13 protein-coding genes are annotated in these 17,658 nt (G+C 65.6%); 7 read left to right on the forward strand and 6 right to left on the reverse strand.

All coding sequences use genetic code 11. The features are described from left to right. Positions 1-34 precede the first annotated feature (34 nt). Genes VN706_05515 through VN706_05535 form a run of 5 tightly spaced genes read right to left on the reverse strand, consistent with a single transcriptional unit; the run spans position 35 to position 4,777 of the window. On the reverse strand, positions 35-1,978 hold the full coding sequence (locus VN706_05515; protein HXT15065.1) for a hypothetical protein: 1,944 nt from the start codon (positions 1,976-1,978) through the stop codon (positions 35-37). Between the two features lie 14 nt (positions 1,979-1,992). Then, complete coding sequence (locus VN706_05520) at positions 1,993-2,310, reverse strand: hypothetical protein (GenBank protein ID HXT15066.1); 318 nt, start codon at positions 2,308-2,310, stop codon at positions 1,993-1,995. Continuing rightward, positions 2,307-2,708: a hypothetical protein gene (locus VN706_05525; protein HXT15067.1), complete on the reverse strand. Its 402-nt coding sequence runs from the start codon at positions 2,706-2,708 to the stop codon at positions 2,307-2,309. The genes VN706_05520 and VN706_05525 overlap by 4 nt, the downstream gene beginning before the upstream one ends. Beyond that, complete coding sequence (locus tag VN706_05530; protein ID HXT15068.1) at positions 2,705-3,829, reverse strand: DUF922 domain-containing protein; 1,125 nt, start codon at positions 3,827-3,829, stop codon at positions 2,705-2,707. The genes VN706_05525 and VN706_05530 overlap by 4 nt, the downstream gene beginning before the upstream one ends. A gap of 39 nt (positions 3,830-3,868) precedes the next feature. After that, positions 3,869-4,777 carry a hypothetical protein gene (locus tag VN706_05535; protein HXT15069.1) on the reverse strand — a complete coding sequence of 303 codons (909 nt, stop codon included), beginning with the start codon at positions 4,775-4,777 and terminating at the stop codon, positions 3,869-3,871. Positions 4,778-5,013: 236 nt separating this feature from the next. Here VN706_05535 and VN706_05540 point away from each other — a divergent pair, with 236 nt between their 5' ends. Further along, positions 5,014-6,264: a hypothetical protein gene (locus VN706_05540; GenBank protein ID HXT15070.1), complete on the forward strand. Its 1,251-nt coding sequence runs from the start codon at positions 5,014-5,016 to the stop codon at positions 6,262-6,264. Positions 6,265-6,486: 222 nt separating this feature from the next. Then, positions 6,487-9,027 carry a hypothetical protein gene (locus VN706_05545; GenBank protein ID HXT15071.1) on the forward strand — a complete coding sequence of 847 codons (2,541 nt, stop codon included), beginning with the start codon at positions 6,487-6,489 and terminating at the stop codon, positions 9,025-9,027. Positions 9,028-9,048: 21 nt separating this feature from the next. Here VN706_05545 and VN706_05550 read toward each other — a convergent pair whose 3' ends face one another. Then, the gene (locus tag VN706_05550; protein HXT15072.1) at positions 9,049-9,426 is read right to left on the reverse strand and encodes a VOC family protein; all 378 of its coding nucleotides are present in this window, start codon (positions 9,424-9,426) and stop codon (positions 9,049-9,051) included. 155 nt (positions 9,427-9,581) lie between these two features. On the opposite strand from VN706_05550, the gene VN706_05555 reads away from it, so the two are divergent. The 5 genes from VN706_05555 (at position 9,582) to VN706_05575 (ending at position 17,478) form a co-directional block, all read left to right on the forward strand. Then, a complete protein-coding gene (locus VN706_05555) occupies positions 9,582-10,397 on the forward strand; it encodes a carbonic anhydrase family protein (protein HXT15073.1) in 816 nt (271 codons plus the stop codon). A gap of 129 nt (positions 10,398-10,526) precedes the next feature. Next, on the forward strand, positions 10,527-10,901 hold the full coding sequence (locus tag VN706_05560) for a BlaI/MecI/CopY family transcriptional regulator (protein HXT15074.1): 375 nt from the start codon (positions 10,527-10,529) through the stop codon (positions 10,899-10,901). Continuing rightward, on the forward strand, positions 10,901-12,889 hold the full coding sequence (locus VN706_05565) for a M56 family metallopeptidase (GenBank protein HXT15075.1): 1,989 nt from the start codon (positions 10,901-10,903) through the stop codon (positions 12,887-12,889). Before VN706_05560 ends, VN706_05565 begins: the two co-directional genes overlap by 1 nt. Positions 12,890-13,062: 173 nt before the next feature. Beyond that, on the forward strand, positions 13,063-14,646 hold the full coding sequence (locus tag VN706_05570; protein ID HXT15076.1) for a hypothetical protein: 1,584 nt from the start codon (positions 13,063-13,065) through the stop codon (positions 14,644-14,646). Positions 14,647-14,742: 96 nt separating this feature from the next. Beyond that, positions 14,743-17,478, forward strand: coding sequence for an ABC transporter permease (locus VN706_05575; protein HXT15077.1), 2,736 nt, complete (start codon positions 14,743-14,745; stop codon positions 17,476-17,478). Positions 17,479-17,658: the final 180 nt, after the last annotated feature.

Genomic DNA, 17,658 nt, shown 5'->3' on the forward strand with positions numbered 1-17,658 from the left:
CCGGCAGCCGACGCCGCCTTCGTGCAATTGCCGATCACCGCGCCGTAAAGGTCAAGCTCCCATTGGCCGCGATGAGCGCGTGCAGCGTCGTTTGAACACGCACCAGGCGAATGTGATTCGCCGGCGGCATCGGGGCCGCGAGCGGGGGTGCTCCGGCGTCGGAGATCGTGTCGATGTCCTGATTCCCGTAGCCGGGTCCCGAAATCCGCTTGTCGTCCCACCAGATGTTCTGATAGTTCTGGCCGGCGTGCAAGAGCGAGATATCGACGGTCGCCGGCACGTGATCGGCGTCTGTCAGGGCATGGGCCACTTCGTGCGCGAACGTGATCACCGCCGAATTGCCTGATTCGAGGGTGCCATCCATTCGCGCGGCCTGCATGGTCATGCAGTTGCGCACCTCGGCGTCCACGTTGCGTCCGTTGCCGACGAGCGCGAAGAGGGAAGAGGTCGTGAGCCCGCCGCGCTGCTCGTTCACGACGAAGACGCTGATTTGCGTCGGTGTCGTCTGCTGGCACTTGAAGAGCTGCCGGCGCATTGGCGGTCCTCCCTTGCGGATTTGACCCGGCGGCTGCTCATCGTCGACGACGGCCGGGTTGTAGACCGAGGCCGCCACGATCTGCGCCGAATCCTGTTGCGCCAGCCCGGTGAGATTGGAGATCGTCGCGTGTCCGGTCGCACACGTGATGACGATGTCGGCACTGCCGCGCGGCTGACCGCACTCCGGTGCGTTCTGACTCACGCGCGCCACGAGATTCGGGAGATGGTTGATCGCGGCGGCGATGAGCCCCGCCGTCACCGCGGGCGTGTTGCCGCCGGCGATGGCGATGGGCGCGACGACGTTCACCACGGGAACCGCGAGCGCAGCCCACGGCGTGATCGTGATCGTGAATCCCACTTGGCCCTGCGCGGTGTTCCCGGGGTTCTGCCCGGTGGCGTTCGCGCCGTCCGGCTCCGAGACCATGAGCATGTCAGAGGGCGGGTCGATCGTGGCGACGGCACGGAGGGTGAATGACAACTCCTCCTGCGCATACATGCGGCGCAGGTTTCGCCGCACGCGATTGAGCACGTTGGCGCGAGTGACGACGCCGTTGTCATTTCCCGTTCCATCCGCCTGATCTCGGACGATCCACGCTTCGATTTCCACGTTCTGGCCGCGACGCAGCGGCACCGAGTGCCAGGCCACGATGCACTTCTCACCCTCGGCGTTCGGACACGCGGCGAGCTCGTACACGGCGCGGACGTCCTGATCGAGGATCTGAATCTCCTCGCCGGCTCCCTGCGCGTCGAAGAGATCGCTCACCAGCAGCGTCTGTCGCGGCCGCAGTGCGCGATCGACGTTGTCGACCACGAGCCGTAATTCGGGCGACCAATAGCGATTCGCCGCGGCGTGTGCCGGTTGGCCCGCCGTGAGATACAGGCGCCGAGCCGTACGCACGGCGCCCGCGGCGAATCGTTCGTGTCCATTCACGGCGCCGTGCCCGTCGAACGTCGGCCGCAGCGCCTCCAGATAGGCGCGTACCGTCGCCGTGGCGACGTTCGGATCGTTGATCTCGAGGCTGAAGGTGTTCGGGTCCGCGTTGGACGGCCCGCTGTAGTTGTAGTTGGTGTGATCGACCCAGTTGTCCGCACCGGCTTCGTTCGTCGAACGCGGCACGAATCGGCTGATTCCCATGTCGTTGACGACGGCGACCGCCGTCGGTGCGACTCCCGCCTTTCGCACGATCCGAATGGTTGCTGCTTGCGGCACGACGCGCGGCCACGCCCAGCGAACCGTCCACCGTCGCCCCGTTGCCAGCTTGGTATACACCCAACTGCCGCGGAACGACGGAATCGTGACGTCGTCCGCGTTCGTCAGCGGACGATCGAGCAGCGCGTTATTCGCCGCCGTGGTCCGGAGCGTTCCGCAATTCGAGAATCCGTGGCGAATCGCTACGCTGCACAGCGTATCGCCATTCTGGGCGCGAACGGTGTACGGCATCGCTCAGGCGGGCGTCATTGCACGATCTCGCCCGCGCCCTCGGGCAGGTTCGTGAACTCGATTTGTCCTTCGACGCCGATGATCTGATCCATGCCGGTCATTCCATTCTCGTCGGTGGTGCCGGTGATCACGGTGCCGTCGGGCAGCGTGAGCTTGAACGGCTCGTTGGCTATCGGATTGCCGTCGACATCGACGAGCGCCACATCCACCCATGTCTTCTTCTCGCACGGCAAGACCGGGTGGTCTGGAGATTCCGAAGAAAAGTTGGCGTCGGCGGCATCGCCGCTCTCCTGAAGCGCGCTCGGCGCGCGTTCACCGTCGGGCGCGGTCATGAGCCACCTCGATCCGTCGCCGACGTGAGTCCCAGCCCTTCCTGCTCGTGATCGAGCGCGTCGAAGTATAGCCGGTTGATCTTGAGCGTCGGTCCGATCGCCGTGTTGTCGAGCGAGCGACGAGCCCATGAAAAGCGCGTGTCGACGTCGAACTCGGCGCCGAACACGAACATCAGATTGAGATACTTGCAGAGGTCGGACTCGGCTTCGAGTCCGTGCCTACGCGCGCGGACGATGCCGAACGCAACGATCGCGCGAAGCGCCGCATCGTGGCGGTCGTGCGTCTGAGCTGGAAAGAACTCCCGCAGATGCGCGATGAGCCGTTCCTCAAAGACGCGAACGTTCTGCCTGGCGAGCTCGACGAATTGTGCGTCGCGAATGACGAGCATGGGGCTCATTCCTCCTGCCGCGCCAACTCTCGACGGAGCGCTTCGAGCAAGCGTCTCTCGATTATCCCCAACGAGCGGCAGAGCACCGGCGCCGCACTCGCCGGGTGCGCGACTGCCTGCACCGTGTTCGTCATTACGACGTTCACGTTGTGCGCGGTGTTTGATGATTGGGTCGACTCAAGCCGCGACGTCACGAACACCGCAATGTCGACCGAATCCGCGAGACGACCGGCCGATGATGCACCGCAGTCGGCGACGTCGCTGAGCGCGAACCCGCCGATCGTTCCGCGCACGGTCAGTGAGTCGCCGACGGCATGCGCCGCGCTGTCCGTTGCATCGATGGCGAGATCGACCGCCGTGTAGACCGCCGGCATCGCGTGCCATGCACGATCCAACGTCGCGGGAACGAGACCACGAATAGTCCCCGGGCGCGGCACTGCCAACAACGTGAGCGGGGCCGTCGCGCTCAACGTGGTGATACCGGCTCGACGTGAACCGAACGACGTGCCTTGCGTGATACCGTGTCGAGTCGCCGCATCGTACGCCTTCTGATCGGCGGCGGATCGATCGACGATCTGCCTCGCGATATCGTTCGCGCGCGTGCTGATCTGCGAACAGAGACCGGACAGACCGCGGAGCCGGTCGACAATTTCGCGACCCGCTTTAGCGGAAATATCCTTGTGACCCGCCTCGTGCGTCTCGAGCGCCGCGATGAACCGCGTCCATTCGGCGACGAGACCCGGCTCGGTGTCCGCCGGCGGAGTCCACCGCGGCAGCGTGATCTGCGCGTTCACGGATACCGTTACGTCGCGAATCGTGCAGCCCGCCGGGCCAGTCGACTCGAGGCGCCAGCTCCAGCGCATCGGCGATTGCGTTTCTCCCACGAAGCTGCTGTCGGCCACCTTGGGGCCGGCGCGACGCATGTCCGCGCGCAGCTCGGCGAGCGTCCGGCCGTGAACGTCGTAGTAGAACACGCTCGTTCGGCCGACGATCCCGGCGGGGTACTTGTCGAGGACCTCGTTCCGAGGTGCGCTCGCGCACGACGCCACGATGAAGAACGACCCCGCGACTGCGATCGCCGATGCGATGCGTTGACTCAGGAGTCCACCACGTAATATGAGAACTGGCAATATACAACGTGGTGGGCCGTCAGTCAGGGGCCTTCGCGCTCAATGAGGCGCATCGGCGGAGCAGCGCAGGGCCGCCGCCTGTGCCGGAATGTGATCGCGGCCAACCTCGGCAAAGACTCTCGCGCCGGGTTCGAGCATCGCCGACGCGAGCTGGCGATACATGTACACGTCTCGGAACATCGAGCTCGCATAGTTGATCGCGTTGAACAAGCGCTTCGGTGCATCGCCCGACGACAATGCCGGGTTGAACCAATCGGCCGGAAGCGCGAGCGGGTCAAATCCCGAATACTTCCGAGCGAAGGCGGACAGAAATGCGCTGGTGTCCGCCAACGCGTTCTCCAAGCCCCGAGTCTTGTGCACGGCCGCGAGCTGATACGCGAACAGGGTATCCAGCCGAGGCGGGCGAACGCCCTGGCGATCGCGAAGCTCTTCCATGGGTCGCAGCGTATAGAACATCACCAGATCGTCTGCGGAAAAATTCTGGAGCAGACTCGCGACTTCCGCCTCGCGCGACGGCTCGAGCGAACGGGCCGGAATGCCCGCGGCTCGGGCGAGGTACCGTGCCAGGCCGGGTTCCTCATCGTCGCGAATCGCGTCGGTCGCCGACGTGTCCACGCGGCTCGACGGGGCGCCCTCAAAGAAGACGACCGTTGGTTTGAGCGCGGCGAATTCGCGTTGCATGCTGACGAACTGCGTGTCGGCCGGATCGAACGTGTGGCGAACCCCGAGATACGTGAGCTGGGCGCCATTTCGTGCGGCAAGGTGCAGCTGGTACGGGCGAATGCGATTCGCATGCGCGGCTTGCTGGGAGACGAGCAGACTTTCACACGGCGCAACCGGCGAAGGGGTTTGGCCGCCGAGCGCGCCGGTACCGGTGGCCGCGCCGGATACGGCAACGATGATTGCGCCGGTGAGTGTGGTGCTCGGTCGTGCGATGGAGCGTTGCATCTGGCATCCTCGATCATAGACCCATAGAAACCCTATGGGGAAGACATTAATCGACGCTCCCATAGAAAGTCAATGGGAGAGACGCGCACCGAGGTGCTCCGCCGCGTCGCGCTGATCTCGGCGTCGCCACGGAACCGTACCAAGGGTCAATCGTCCTGGCTGCGTCATCGCACGTCACAGAGTATCCATACCGCCGCGATCCAATCATACACTTTTGTTAATGAGGATTCTTCACAATGCCCGCTCGCTGCCTCCTCGGCACCTTCGCCGCCCTTATGATTGCGCTCTTGGCCGGCGCGGTGCCGCCGAGGGACGCCGATGCGCAGCAGTCCACGGCCGCGACTCGGCCGTACGTTCTCTTTGTTCATGGTCGCGGCCAGGAGAACCGCGCCGATACGGCCATCATGAACGAATGGCTTGGCGCGTTGAAAGTGGGATTGAAGAACGCGAATGCCGCCGATCTCATTGGGCCGAACGACGTGGGGTTCGTTTTCAATCAGCACGCGTTCGAGGCGCGGCCGCAGCTGGACCCGGCTTGCGTGGCTCCCGGCCAGCCGACGTCGTACGACATCGGCGTCCCGAGCCGGTCGGAAATTCAGACGTCCTACGAGACGGCGCGGCCCCCTCTGTTTCCGAAGCGGTCGCTGGAGGATGTCGTGTTCGATGCGACCAGGGCGTCAACAAACCGGCTGCCGGAGGAGTGGATTCAATGGGCGGCGCTGCACACCGGCGCGACTGACACGTGGACGTATCTCCTATTTCGCACCGAATACTGCTCGGTCGAGCACGTGATGCGAAACGGCTTTGCGCGAACCGACGGCCGTCCGTTGATCATCGTCGCGCATAGCATGGGCACGTTGGTCACCTACCGGTATCTGCTGCGCGACGACACCGCTCGTGCCGGCGCGCACGCCCGGGTACTGCGATTCATCACGGTTGGATCGCAGTTGGCGGCGAAGTCCATCGCGAATCGGCTCTCGGATGATTCGACGCCACCCTATCCGTATCCGCCTGTCGACTCGTGGGTGAATCTCCGCGATGAACGCGATCCGCTCGCCTGGTCGCTGTTCCTGTTCGATAGCGCCCTGTACGCGCCCGGCGGTTCCGCGAGGGCGATGCCCGTCGATCGCCGCGTGAACGTGAACGAGGCATGGCACCACACGATCGCCGGATACCTCGAGAATCCACTCGTGATTACCGCGATAGGAGAGAGCTGGTGCGGCGCGCTCGGAGCCGATGCGCCGGCTTCCTGCAACGCGTTCAGGATCGGCGTGGGCGCGAGCGACGCTGCCACGGTTCCGACGAGCGGCGTCGACGTGGGCCATCGGACGGCCCGATTCGGTGTTCCGGCCGCAATCGGTGCAGCCGGCGGTGCTGCTGTGTTCTGGTCGAAAGGCAAGGGCGCCACGCTCGCTGCCGCGGCCGGCGGTGCGCTGCTCGGTGCGTTTGTCTCGGCTCTTATCGACTGGGCTCGGCCGACGCAGTGAGCGAGAGTGCGACGTCGTCACGGCAAAGTGTGCATAGCCTCGGATCATTAGACGTGTCTCATCTTACCGGCACTTCCGATTATTGCACCCGGCTGATTGGCGGCGTAGCTTCGGCGCGCCGTGTACTTCAACCCGCGGATGGTCATGGCACCACCTACTCGAGTCGCCGTCATCGCAGTGCACGGAGTCGGCAGCCCACCGCCATCCGAGACCGCTCGCGCCGTGGCGAAGCTCCTCGCCGCGAACGACGCCGATTCGACTGGGCGATACTCCGCCTTCGTCGAGCACGGCCTGATGGTGCCGACAAAGCCGGTCGAGCTGCCGGAGGACATCCGTGCCGCCGCCACCGTCCACGAGCATTCGACAGCCGCGCGAACCGAGCGGGTCGGACACCTCCATCCCCGGCGGCTCGACCGGACCACGTTCGCGGCCGGCGATCCGTTCGCGCGCGACATGCCCGACATCTCGTTCATGCGGGATCAGCTGGCCGGCTACACGAGCGACGAGCCATCGAGCGGTGCGGGCGCGCCGTACGAGACGATCGAGCTGACGGCGCAGCGCGTCGACACCAGGACCGGCGCGACGGCGCACGTCCACGTGTTCGAGATGTATTGGGGGGATTTGTCGCGTGTCGGCACCGGCATGCTGTCGATCCTCGGCGCACTCTACCAGCTCGTCTTCCACATCGCGCATCTCGGCCGGAAATCGCTCGACGTGCCGGCACAAGCGGCGTGTGCCGCCGACGAGAGATCGCCCGACGCCATTGCGTGGCGCCGCGCCGCGGACGCCCAGGCATGGGTCGTTCGCCTCTTCACGATCGGCGTACCCATCGCGACGCTGCTGCTCGTGGGACACCTGGTGCTCATGGTGCCTGCGGCGGTCGCCGAGTCGGCGCAACTCGTCATCGCCACCGTGATCTTCGTGGTCGCGATGCTCATCGCGCTTGGCGGTCACGCGTACTTTCGCGGCCGCGGCGCGCACCCGGCGTCGCGCTTGGTTCGCGCGATGTTCGTGCTCATCGCGGGCGGGATCGCGGTCAACTTGTTCACCGCCGCGAACTCGTCGGTCGGCGCCTACGCGTTGGCGGGAGTGGCCACGGCCTTGGTCGTTCTGGCGTACCTGCTGGTGATCGATCATTACGATCGCAACGTCCCCGGTGCGCTGCCGTGGGGCCTCATCGCCCTCGCGGCGTCGGTGCTCGCGACCATCGTCCGCGTCGCGACCAATCCGCCGTCGTCCGTATTCGGTGTCGCGGAGACCCTCCGCCTGGACGTGCTCCTGGGATTTCAGTTCTCTTATGCCATTCTATTGCTCGTCTGGCTCTTGATCTGGGCGGTGGCAACGATCGTGCTGGTGCGAATGCGGCGCCTCGCGGCACGCTCGCGGAAGGCTTCGTTCGAGACGTTGGATCGTACGCGGCGCGCCCTCTGGACGTCCGTCGTGACCGTGACGGTCTCGATCTTCGGCTTCATTCTCACCGCGCTCGTCGGCTACGAGTCGCTTCTGGTGCTCGCATGGCGCGTCCACGGTACGGTCAATCTGTTTCCGAGAGTGACCGCGACGGAGACGTTCCCGCTCAGCTGGTCACGGATCGTGCCGGGTTGGACGTGCGACACGCGGCCGTCTCAGTGGCCGTTCGACGTATCGGGCTGCGCGAGAAGCTTCTTCGACGCGTTGATCGCGCAGGGAGGAACGTCGGGCTTCCTGCTCGCGCTCGCGGCGGCGGCGATCGCGATGATCATGATCTCGTGGTTCGTCGCGCTGGTCGCGGTGACGAGCGTGCACACGCCTTCGTCGCCATCGCGTTACGCCGGCACGCTCGGTTTATGGATGAGCGACGGCTTCGTATGGCTGCGCCGTGCGGGCCTGGTGCTCGTCGGGGGCCTCTGCGTCGCCCTGCTCATCGGAATCGTCGCGAGCGTCGTGACGTCGGCGACGGGCCACGCATTGCCATACGTCAACAGCGCAACGGGCACGCCGATCCTGCGATGGGCCGCCGGCGTGCTGCTCGCGAGCGCGGCGACATTTGGCGCGGGGCGGCTCCGACTGCAAGCACTCGCCACGCATGCCGGTCCCGCGCTGGGCATCATTCTGGACGTCGACAACTACCTTCGCGAGTCGCCGTCGACGCGAACGCCACGCGCCCGCATGGCGGAGCGCTACACGTCGCTGCTTCGAAGCATCGTCACGAGAACGGATGACGACGGGCGTCGATCGTTCGACCGCGTCGTCATCGTCTCGCACAGCCAGGGCACGATCATCTCCGCCGATTTGCTGCGCTTCCTCACCGTGACGCGCATTGCCGATCCCGATCTGACGCAGGTCGACCTGCGTCTGTTGACGATGGGATGTCCGCTTCGCCAGCTCTACGCGGCCAACTTTCCGTATCTGTATCGTTGGATCGATCGCACCGATTTCAACGAGCCGGCGTCGGAGGATAGAGCGGCGACCGAGTACCTCGGCGCCGACTTCGCCCTCGTGCCGCCCCGCGAGGGCGCGGGGGAAGACCGTGATCTCTCGCAGCACAGCCCTTCGCCGATCTGGCTTCGCGTACGGCGGTGGGTGAACCTGTACACGACCGGCGATTATGTCGGCCGGACGCTGTGGCGCCAGCCGAACGACAAGGCGTGGGAGTACGAATCGGCAAGCGCCGCCGCCGAAGGGCAGGGGCGGCGAGAACGCTGTCTGGGCGACGGTACGCATACGCGCTATTGGACGAGCACGGACGTCGGGAACGAGGTGGACGCGCTGCTCGCGGGATGAGCGTTCGCTAATCGCCGCCATTCACAGGTTCTGCACCACCGCCATGATGTTCCCTTCAGAATCCTTGAACCATGCCGCCTTCGCGCCGCCCGCCGTCGCGATGCCGTTTACGGTTTTCATTCCCGGCATGTCATACTCCTCGAACGTGACGCCTCGCCGCTTGAGCTCCGCCACTTCCTTCTCGATGTCGGCCACCTGCCAGAACGCCTGACTCGCCTTCGACGTCCCCGCGTTCGGTGTCGGGTACAAGAAGCATCGCGTCCCGTTCGCGAACGCGTACGTCACGCCCGATGCGACCTCGCCTGCCGGTTTGAACCCGATCGTTTGCTCGTAGAAGGCTCGGGCGCGCGCCATGTCCTTCGCGGGGATGTACGCGTACATCGGAGAGTCTTGCAGCACGAGTGCCGTCCGTAGTTAGGTCCGAGAATACTCGCGGCAAGAGCTGCGCCGTCCATGCGCCGTCCATGCGCGGTGCCGGCGACGCGCCCCGCCGGCGCGATGGTGCCAAGGGCCAACTTGAGCCGTCCAATGGTTCGGCGCAGCGTGAGCGGACCATGTCGACATACCCAAGACGTCTTCGTTTTCGCGCGCACGCCGCGTGCGTTTTCGCACTGGCCGCGGTCATTCGCGTCGACGCGGCGTCCGCGCAGTCCAAATCTCCCGGCGAATTCACGTACCAGTCCGGCTGGCCTGCCTCGTGCTCGGCGGGATTGCAATCGCCGGTGACGTTCGTCGGCACGCATCCCACATCGCGATCCGACTCGGTGGCGTTCTTCAGTGGCGCGCCGCGGACATCCGTCGGTGTGCACGCCCACACGGCGGATTTCGCGTTCACGCAGGCCGCCGCCGGCTGGATGCGCGTCGGCGCCGCGCGATACGCCCTCGAGTCCTTCCACTTTCATTTTCCAGTGGAGCATCAGCTGCCGAACGCATCGGGACACGCGCCCGCGTCCGCGACGTTCGAGCTGCACATAAAAACGAAGGATGCGCGCGGGCAGTACGCGATATTCGCCGTGCAGTTCGTGTCCGCGGATTCGGGAATGCGCGCCGACAGCGGTTTCTTCGCCGCCGTTGTCGACGGGATCGATCTGATCGACACGCGTAAGACCATCGCGATCCCGATGCCGGGCATCCTCGCATTCTTTTCGACGATGCCGTTCTACTCCTACATTGGAACGACCACCAGTCCGAACTGCGACCCGAACGTCACCTGGTACGTGTTGTCATTGCCTCTGACGGTGAAGGCGAGTGTGGTGGCCGCGATGCACGCGGCGCTCGAGAAGAAGGGGTTGGACGCGACCAACGCGCGACTCATGACGTTCGACTGGCCGCACCAATCCGGCATGACGCTCATCACGCCGAAACGCTGATCATTGGTCAGAGCGGTCTACCGGGCGACGCCGCCTTCCGCGGGCTACTAGTCGACTAGTTGACAATTGTCCGTGGCGCTGCCAGATTCGTGGCTACTAGTGCACTAGTAGCCAACACGAGGGCACCACCTGACATACCCGCTCACACCTCGCGAGCTCGAGATCGTCGCCGTGCTCTGGGAGCTCGGAGACGGCACTGTCGCCGAGGTGCGCGACCGGCTGCCCGACGACCTCGCGTACACCACGGTCCTCTCGCTCATGCGCACGATGGTCGCGAAAGGCTACCTGCGTGCCGTGCCCGAGGGGCGAGCCTATCGCTTTCACCCGCGCATCAAGCGTGAAGCCGTGCAGCGGGGCGCACTGGCCACGCTCGTCGGGTCGCTCTTCGGCGGCTCGGCGGAACTGGTCATCGCCAATCTCGTCTCGGATCGCACGCTCTCGCGTGCCGATCTGCGGAAAGTCCGCAGACTCATCGACGAACGCCTGCGCGAGGAGGACAAGTGATGGCTGCGTGGATGGTATACGCCTCGCTGCTCGGCCCGATGTTCGGTCTCGCCGCCCTCGGCGTCGAGCGCGCGGCGCGTGCGCTTCGCCTGTCGTGGTTTCCAGGGCGAATGCCGTGGGCGGTTTCCATGGTAGCGACGATCGTCCTGCCGGTCGTGCTTGCGGTGCGCGCGGCAGCGCCGGCCGCGACGGATTCGATCGCTCCGTCACTCCGCGGCGCGCCGGTCTCGATCATCGCACGCGGTTCCACGCTTTCGCTCGACGCTTCGCGGTCAGTCGGTGGGGGCATCGTGCCGGCGGCGCGCGAGGCCGGTGTCTCGACGGCGCGGCGGGGGTTTACCATGCCCGTGGTCGCCGTGCCCCCGACTCCGCGGCTCGATCGCGCGCTGCTCGCGGCGTGGCTCGCCTGCGTCCTCGTGATCCTCGCCGTCGGAGCGCGCTCGACGTTGCGGTTCTCTCGTCGCCGCCGGAGTTGGCCGGCGCGACTCGTGCTCGATACGCCGGTGCTCGTCGCATCGGACTTCGGTCCGGCGCTCGTCGGAGTGTTTCGACCCGAGATCGTGTTGCCCGAATGGGTGTTCTCCCTGGACGATGCATCGCTGGCTCTCCTGCTGCGCCACGAGGCGGAGCACCGCCGTGCGCGAGATACGCTGCTGCTTGGCGCGTGCGGATGTGTCGCCGCGCTGTGTCCATGGAACGTGTCGCTTTGGTGGCAGCTCGCTCGCTTGCGGCTCGCCGTGGAAGTGGATTGCGATGCGCGTGTGCTTGCGCGAAGCGGCGACGCGCGCAGGTACGCGACGCTTCTCGTCGACGCCGGTGAGCGCATGATGAACGCGACCATGCTGGCGCGCGCGTTCTCCGGACGTCGTTCGCTGCTCGAGCGGCGCATTCTCGCGATGACCGCCGCGCGCGCGCCGCGCCGTGTGTTCGCTGGGCTCGCCTTCGTCGCGGCGGCCGCCCTGTGCGTCGCGGTCGCCTGCTCGGCCCGGGTGCCGCGCGGCGTCGCGCCCGATGCGGCGCCCGATGCGGCACCCGATGCGGCACCCGATGCGGCACCCGAGCCGGCGTCGCTTGCCACGCCAAGCGTTGCGGCGCAAGAGTATTATCCGCGGTTCTCCCGCATCGATTCGGTGGACGATGCGGGCGTCGCCTGGGTGCGGGCGCAGCTGGCGCGGTACTACCCGAACATTCTCAGCGGTGACACATCGCGTGCCTTCGTCACGTTATTCGTGAACGCTAATGGGCGAATCGTGGGAGCGGCGGCGCGCCTGCGTGCAGAGATCGGAGCCGATACGAGTGATGCGGCGGCCGTTCTGTATGATTTTCCGCCGTTCGGTTATGGCGTCGGCGCGCCGGCCGGCGCGTCGGCGCAGATCGTGGCCGAGCGAGCGAGGTTTCAGGCGGATCAGGATACGATGTTCAAGAGCCAGAATCCGACGCGATCCGTGCTCGGATCGAGAACGATGTTGCCGCGCGAGTTCGCGTACGACACGGTGCCGGGAGTGTCACCGTACGATCCGTACCTCGGCGCGGATCCGCACGCATTCCAACGCGATGATGAGTTTTATCTAACGCCCGGGATGCTTCCGCCGAATGGTCTCTCGGTTCACGTGCTGACGTTGCGTCCGGGCCGCGGCGGCCCAGCGGATTTCGGGCATCACGTGACGCTCGAGAAGACGCCGCTCTCATCGTCTCCATCGGTGACGCCGCTCCCGCAGCCGGACATCGAACATCTGGGCGACCTGCCGGGTGGAGGCTGGGCCGTGACGGCCGAGTCGTGGGCAGCACTCACGCGCAAGCCGGTAATTCTCATCGACGGCGTCGTGCGCGGGTTCAAGGATATGATGGCACTGACAGGCGATACCGTCGTGGCGGTGAAGCGGCTTGCGCCGGCGGCGGCGATGCGTCTCACGCGGGATGCGGCCGCGGCGAACGGCGCGATCGTCGTGACGACGAAAGGGCATCAGCCTCCTTCACGCCAACGCTGATTGCGCGTGTGAAGGGAAGTGCCTGGGGGGCCGGCGCTTGATGCGTTTCGCGCGTGCGCTTCGCGCGTGCGTTGCTAGTACTAGCGGCAAGTAACAACAGTTTTTTCTTGCCGCGCGAAATCATCAATCTCACATTGGGCAACCCCCCACCTCCTCTACCGTGAGGCTCGCTCATGTGGACCGCCCGGGTGTTTCGCGAAACGAATTGGCAGCCGATCGAGGTGTACGAGCTGACCGAAGGGTTTAACAGTCAGGCGGTCGCCGCGGCCGCCGATCGAATCACCAAAGGACGGTTCATTGGCGCCGTCCAGCACCTGTACGCCGAAGCGGCGAACCCGCTGTTAACCCGCGGCCTGATCGAATCATGGGCGCTCGATGCGGAGTTTGCCGCACGCTCGTTCGAGTTCGAAGGGGGCGGGCGCATTCAGGCCGTCGACGGGGCATTGGCATATTTTCTTCCGAGCCAGTTGGACGCTGACGCGCAGGCAAAGCCCACCACGGTTGCCTGGCATGAGCTCACGACGGTGCTCCTCGCGCTCGATGCAGCGGACACCGAAGTCGAGCTGACGTACGACCCGGGGCCGTACGGTGAACTGCGCGTCGAACAGATGCGTTATCGCTATGCGACGCCCGAGCACCGGCTCGAGACGAGCGTCGACTGGCGCGGCTACCTCGGCACACAGAGCGGAGTGTTCGACGGCCGCAATACAATGCGTCGCCGCGGCTCGAGTTTCGTCACCACGATTCGGGCGCGCGCCGGGCTGTTCGTCGGAACGATTCTGCGCCGGCTCACGCGCGCGCAACCCGCGCCGCTCAAGGATTGGACGGCGTCCGAACGCCGACTTCGAATGTTCGAGAAGCACCGGGAGCTGTCGCGCGTCTGTCCAAGCCTGGATGCGATCGGCCCGTTCAAAGGCGAGTCTGCCATGGTGTTCGTGCACGGTACGATGTCGTGCGGCCTGCAAGGCCTCAGCGATTTGATTCCAGGACCAGCAGCGGTCCCACCTGGGCCGGTCTTTCGTTTCGAGCACGACACGTTCGAGGAGTTGATCGCGAACGGCGATGATCTGGCGAACCTGATTTGCACGAAGCTGGATGTCGAACGACTGCTGCTGGTCGCGCACTCGCGAGGCGGTCTCGTCGCGCGATGCGCCAAGGCACGTTTGCGCGGCTCGTACGCGGCGGAGGTCAGGTTGATGACGTTCGGCACGCCGCACCTGGGCACACCACTCGTCGCGATGGGCGGGAAGCTATTGAATATGCTGTGCACAGCGGGCGAAGAGCTTGCCGGCGCCATTCCGCATGTCGGCCCGCTCGCGAAAGCGTATTCCTATCTCTTCGACTCGCCCGAGCTGCCGCCGGGCATCGAAGCGATGGCCGAAGACTCGCAAGCGCTCGACATGCTTGGCCTGCTCGACGCGAGTGATCGCGTGGATTGCTGGGGCGCGAACTTCGACATCGACTTCGGTCAACCCTCGGGCTTCGGGTTCGATGCCGAAAACGTGTTGCTCGGTGCCATGAAAGGGCAGGAACACGATCTTGTCGTCCCCGTCCCATCCGCCCTCGGCTTTGGGGCACCGATGGTCAAGCTGCGGTGCTCGCACGCGCATTACTTCCTGCAGCCCCAGGTCCACGCGGCGATCGATCAATTTTTCATCAACCCCGGAGTCGCTGCGCCGGCCGGCGCATATCCCGCAGCGGACGCGGACCAATTGTTCGTTCCGCCAAGACGGGTCGTGCGCAAGAAGCCGCGCTAGGCCAGGCTGCGTGCCTCCCCTTGCGCTTCTACAAGAATTGGCCTACTCATACTTCTCCTGTAGAAGTGCAAGGGAACCGGCCGCGAGGACCACCGCATGCTGAGTGAAGCATGGAGCGATTTCCGCTACCGCCTCCGCGCGCTGTTCCGGCGCGACGCCCTCGAGCGCGAGCTCGACGAGGAGCTCCGCTTCCACGTCGAACGCGAGGCCGCGGCGTACGAACGCGCCGGCGTCCCGCACGATGAAGCCGTTCGCCGCGCCCGCGTCGCGTTCGGCGGCATCGAGCAGACGAAAGAAGCGAGCCGCGACTCCCGCGGGACGGCGCGTATCGAATCAGTAATTCAGGATCTCCGATACGCCGCTCGTTCGCTGCGTCATCGACCCGGCTTCACGCTCGCCGTGGTCCTCACCCTCGGACTTGGCATCGGCGCGAACACGGCCATCTTCACCCTCGTCGACGCGCTGATGCTCCGCACGCTTCCGGTCCCGCATGCCGAGCAGCTCGTGAGCATCGGCGATCCGGCGGCGGTGAACGGCGGTTGGCACGGATCGCCGCAGGAGGATTACCAGTCGTATCCCGTCTACGCCGACGTGCGCGACGGCAATACCGTGCTGACCGACATGTACGCCAGCGGCCGCACGAGCGACTTCGACGTGAACTTCGATCAGAACAACCAACGCGTCGTCGAACATCCCCGAATCAGGCTCGTTACCTCGAATTTCTTCGCGGTGCTCGGCGTCTCGACGTATGCCGGCCGAAGCTTCGCGCCCGACGCCGACCGCCTGCACCGCTCGGATGCCGACGTCGTGATCGGGTACGACTACTGGCAGCGGCGCTTCTCCGGCGACCGCTCGGTGCTCGGACGTATCATCCGCGTGAATGACGTGCCGATGGAGATTGTCGGCATCGCGGCGCCGGGCTTTACGGGCGACGTCGTCGGCGAGACGACCGAGCTGTGGCTGCCGATGATGATGCAGCCCATGCTGAATCCACGGACCAACCTCGTCGCCGATCGCGACTGGTCGTGGCTTCAGATGATGGGCCGGCTGAAGCCCGGCGTGACGCTTGCGCAAGCGCGCGCGCAACTGGCGGCTCTCACCGCGCAATCGATTCGCGGTCACGTCACCGGCATCGAGCTCAAGCGATTCGAGCAGGATCTCAAGGACGATCCGATTCGCGTCGAGGCGGCGGCGCGCGGGTTCTCCTCGCGCCGTGAACAATACGGCCGCGCGCTCGTCGTGCTGATGATCGCTGTCGGCGTCGTGATCCTCGTCGTTTGCGCCAACGTATCCAATCTCATGCTCGCGCGCGCCGCCGCGCGCGGCCGCGAAATGACGGTGCGCATGACGCTCGGCGCCAGCCGCTCGAGATTGGTGCAGCAGCTGCTCACGGAGAGCGCGATGCTCGCCGCGCTCGCAGCCGTATGCGGCATCCTCGTCGCAACATGGGGGAGCCGGCTTCTGATCTCTCTCGCGGGAAGTGGCACGCAACGGATCGCGCTCGACGTATCGCCTGACGCACGGGTGCTCGCGTTCGCCGGAGCGATGACGATCGTGTGCGTCATTTTCTTCGGGCTCACACCCGCCTTCCGCGCCACGCGAGTCGATCTCGCGCCGGCGCTCCGCGGCCAGGGTCGAAGCGTCGTTGGTGGGGCCGCACGCCCTGGTGGCATTCCCGTAACCAAGCTTCTCGTCGTAGCCCAGATCACGCTGTCGACGCTCCTGCTCATGGGCAGCGGACTGCTCGTCCGCAGCATGCAGCAGTTGATGCACGCCGATCTCGGCTTCGATCGAGACCATCTGCTCGCCGTGCGCGTCGGGACGTTTCGCAGCAATTACGTGGGTGCGCGGCTCGCCGCGCTGCGGCAGGATCTTGCTGAGCGTGTGTCGCATGTGCACGGTGTCGAGAGCGCCACGTACACAGTGGAGGGCGTGTTCGGCGGCAGCTCGGGCGGGCACGTGAGCGTTCCGGGCTTCGTGCCGCAAGCTGATTCCGAGCGACAAGTCGACTATGACCAGGTAGGCCCGTCGTATTTTCGCTCGATCGGCGCGCACATCTTGCGCGGTCGCGACTTCGAGCGGCGTGACCTGGAGACGGACGCAAAGGTCGGCGCGATCAATCAAACCATGGCCGCCGCGTACTTTCGCGAACGTGACCCGATCGGCCGCACCGTGACGCTGGACGACGACACGTTCACGATCGTCGCCGTCGTCGCCGACGTGCAGGAGCACGACGTTCGCGGCAAACCGGTGCGCCGCCTCTATATGGCGATGAACGAGGCCACACCGAAGCCGCAGAGCTTCGAGCTCGAAGCGCGCGTCCCTGATGATCCGGCGCGATATGTCGCTTCTGTGCGCGACGCCGTCCTCGCCGCCGATCGCACGCTGAAGCTCGAGATCGAGCCGATCACCGCGCGCGTACGGCAGTCGGTGTCGGTCGATCTGCTGCTCACGCAAGTCACCGCATTCTTCGGCGCGTTGACGCTGCTTCTCGCGGCGCTCGGGCTCTACGGTGTGACGGCGTATGCGACGGCGCAGCGCACGAATGAGTTCGGCGTGCGACTCGCGCTTGGCGCCAAGCCGGAGCTGGTTGCAGGAATGGTCGTGCGCGAAGCGACGACGCTTGTGATCGTCGGCCTGGCGCTCGGCATTCCCATCGGACTCGTGGCTGTGCGATTCGTTCGCGCGCAACTGTTCGGCGTGGGGATCGTCGACGTGCCGTCGTTGAGCGTTTCGGTTGCGGTGTTGATCGTCACGGCCGTCGTGGCGAGTTATCTGCCGGCACGGCGAGCGGCGCGAGTGGATCCGCTCGAGGCGTTGCGCGCGGAGTAGGCGCAGCGATCCACGAAAGGAGTTGCGCCGAAGTTTGCGCTCCCAGTCGCCGATCGACGAGGACGCCTCGTCGAAACAGCAGCGTCGTCGGAATTTGATTTGACGCTTCCGTTACGGCGAGGTGCGCCGGCTCGAGGTGAAGGCTTGGCACTCGTATCGAAACGGGCGCGGCGGCGCCGC

Source organism: Gemmatimonadaceae bacterium (genome assembly GCA_035606695.1).
GTDB lineage: Bacteria > Gemmatimonadota > Gemmatimonadetes > Gemmatimonadales > Gemmatimonadaceae > JAQBQB01.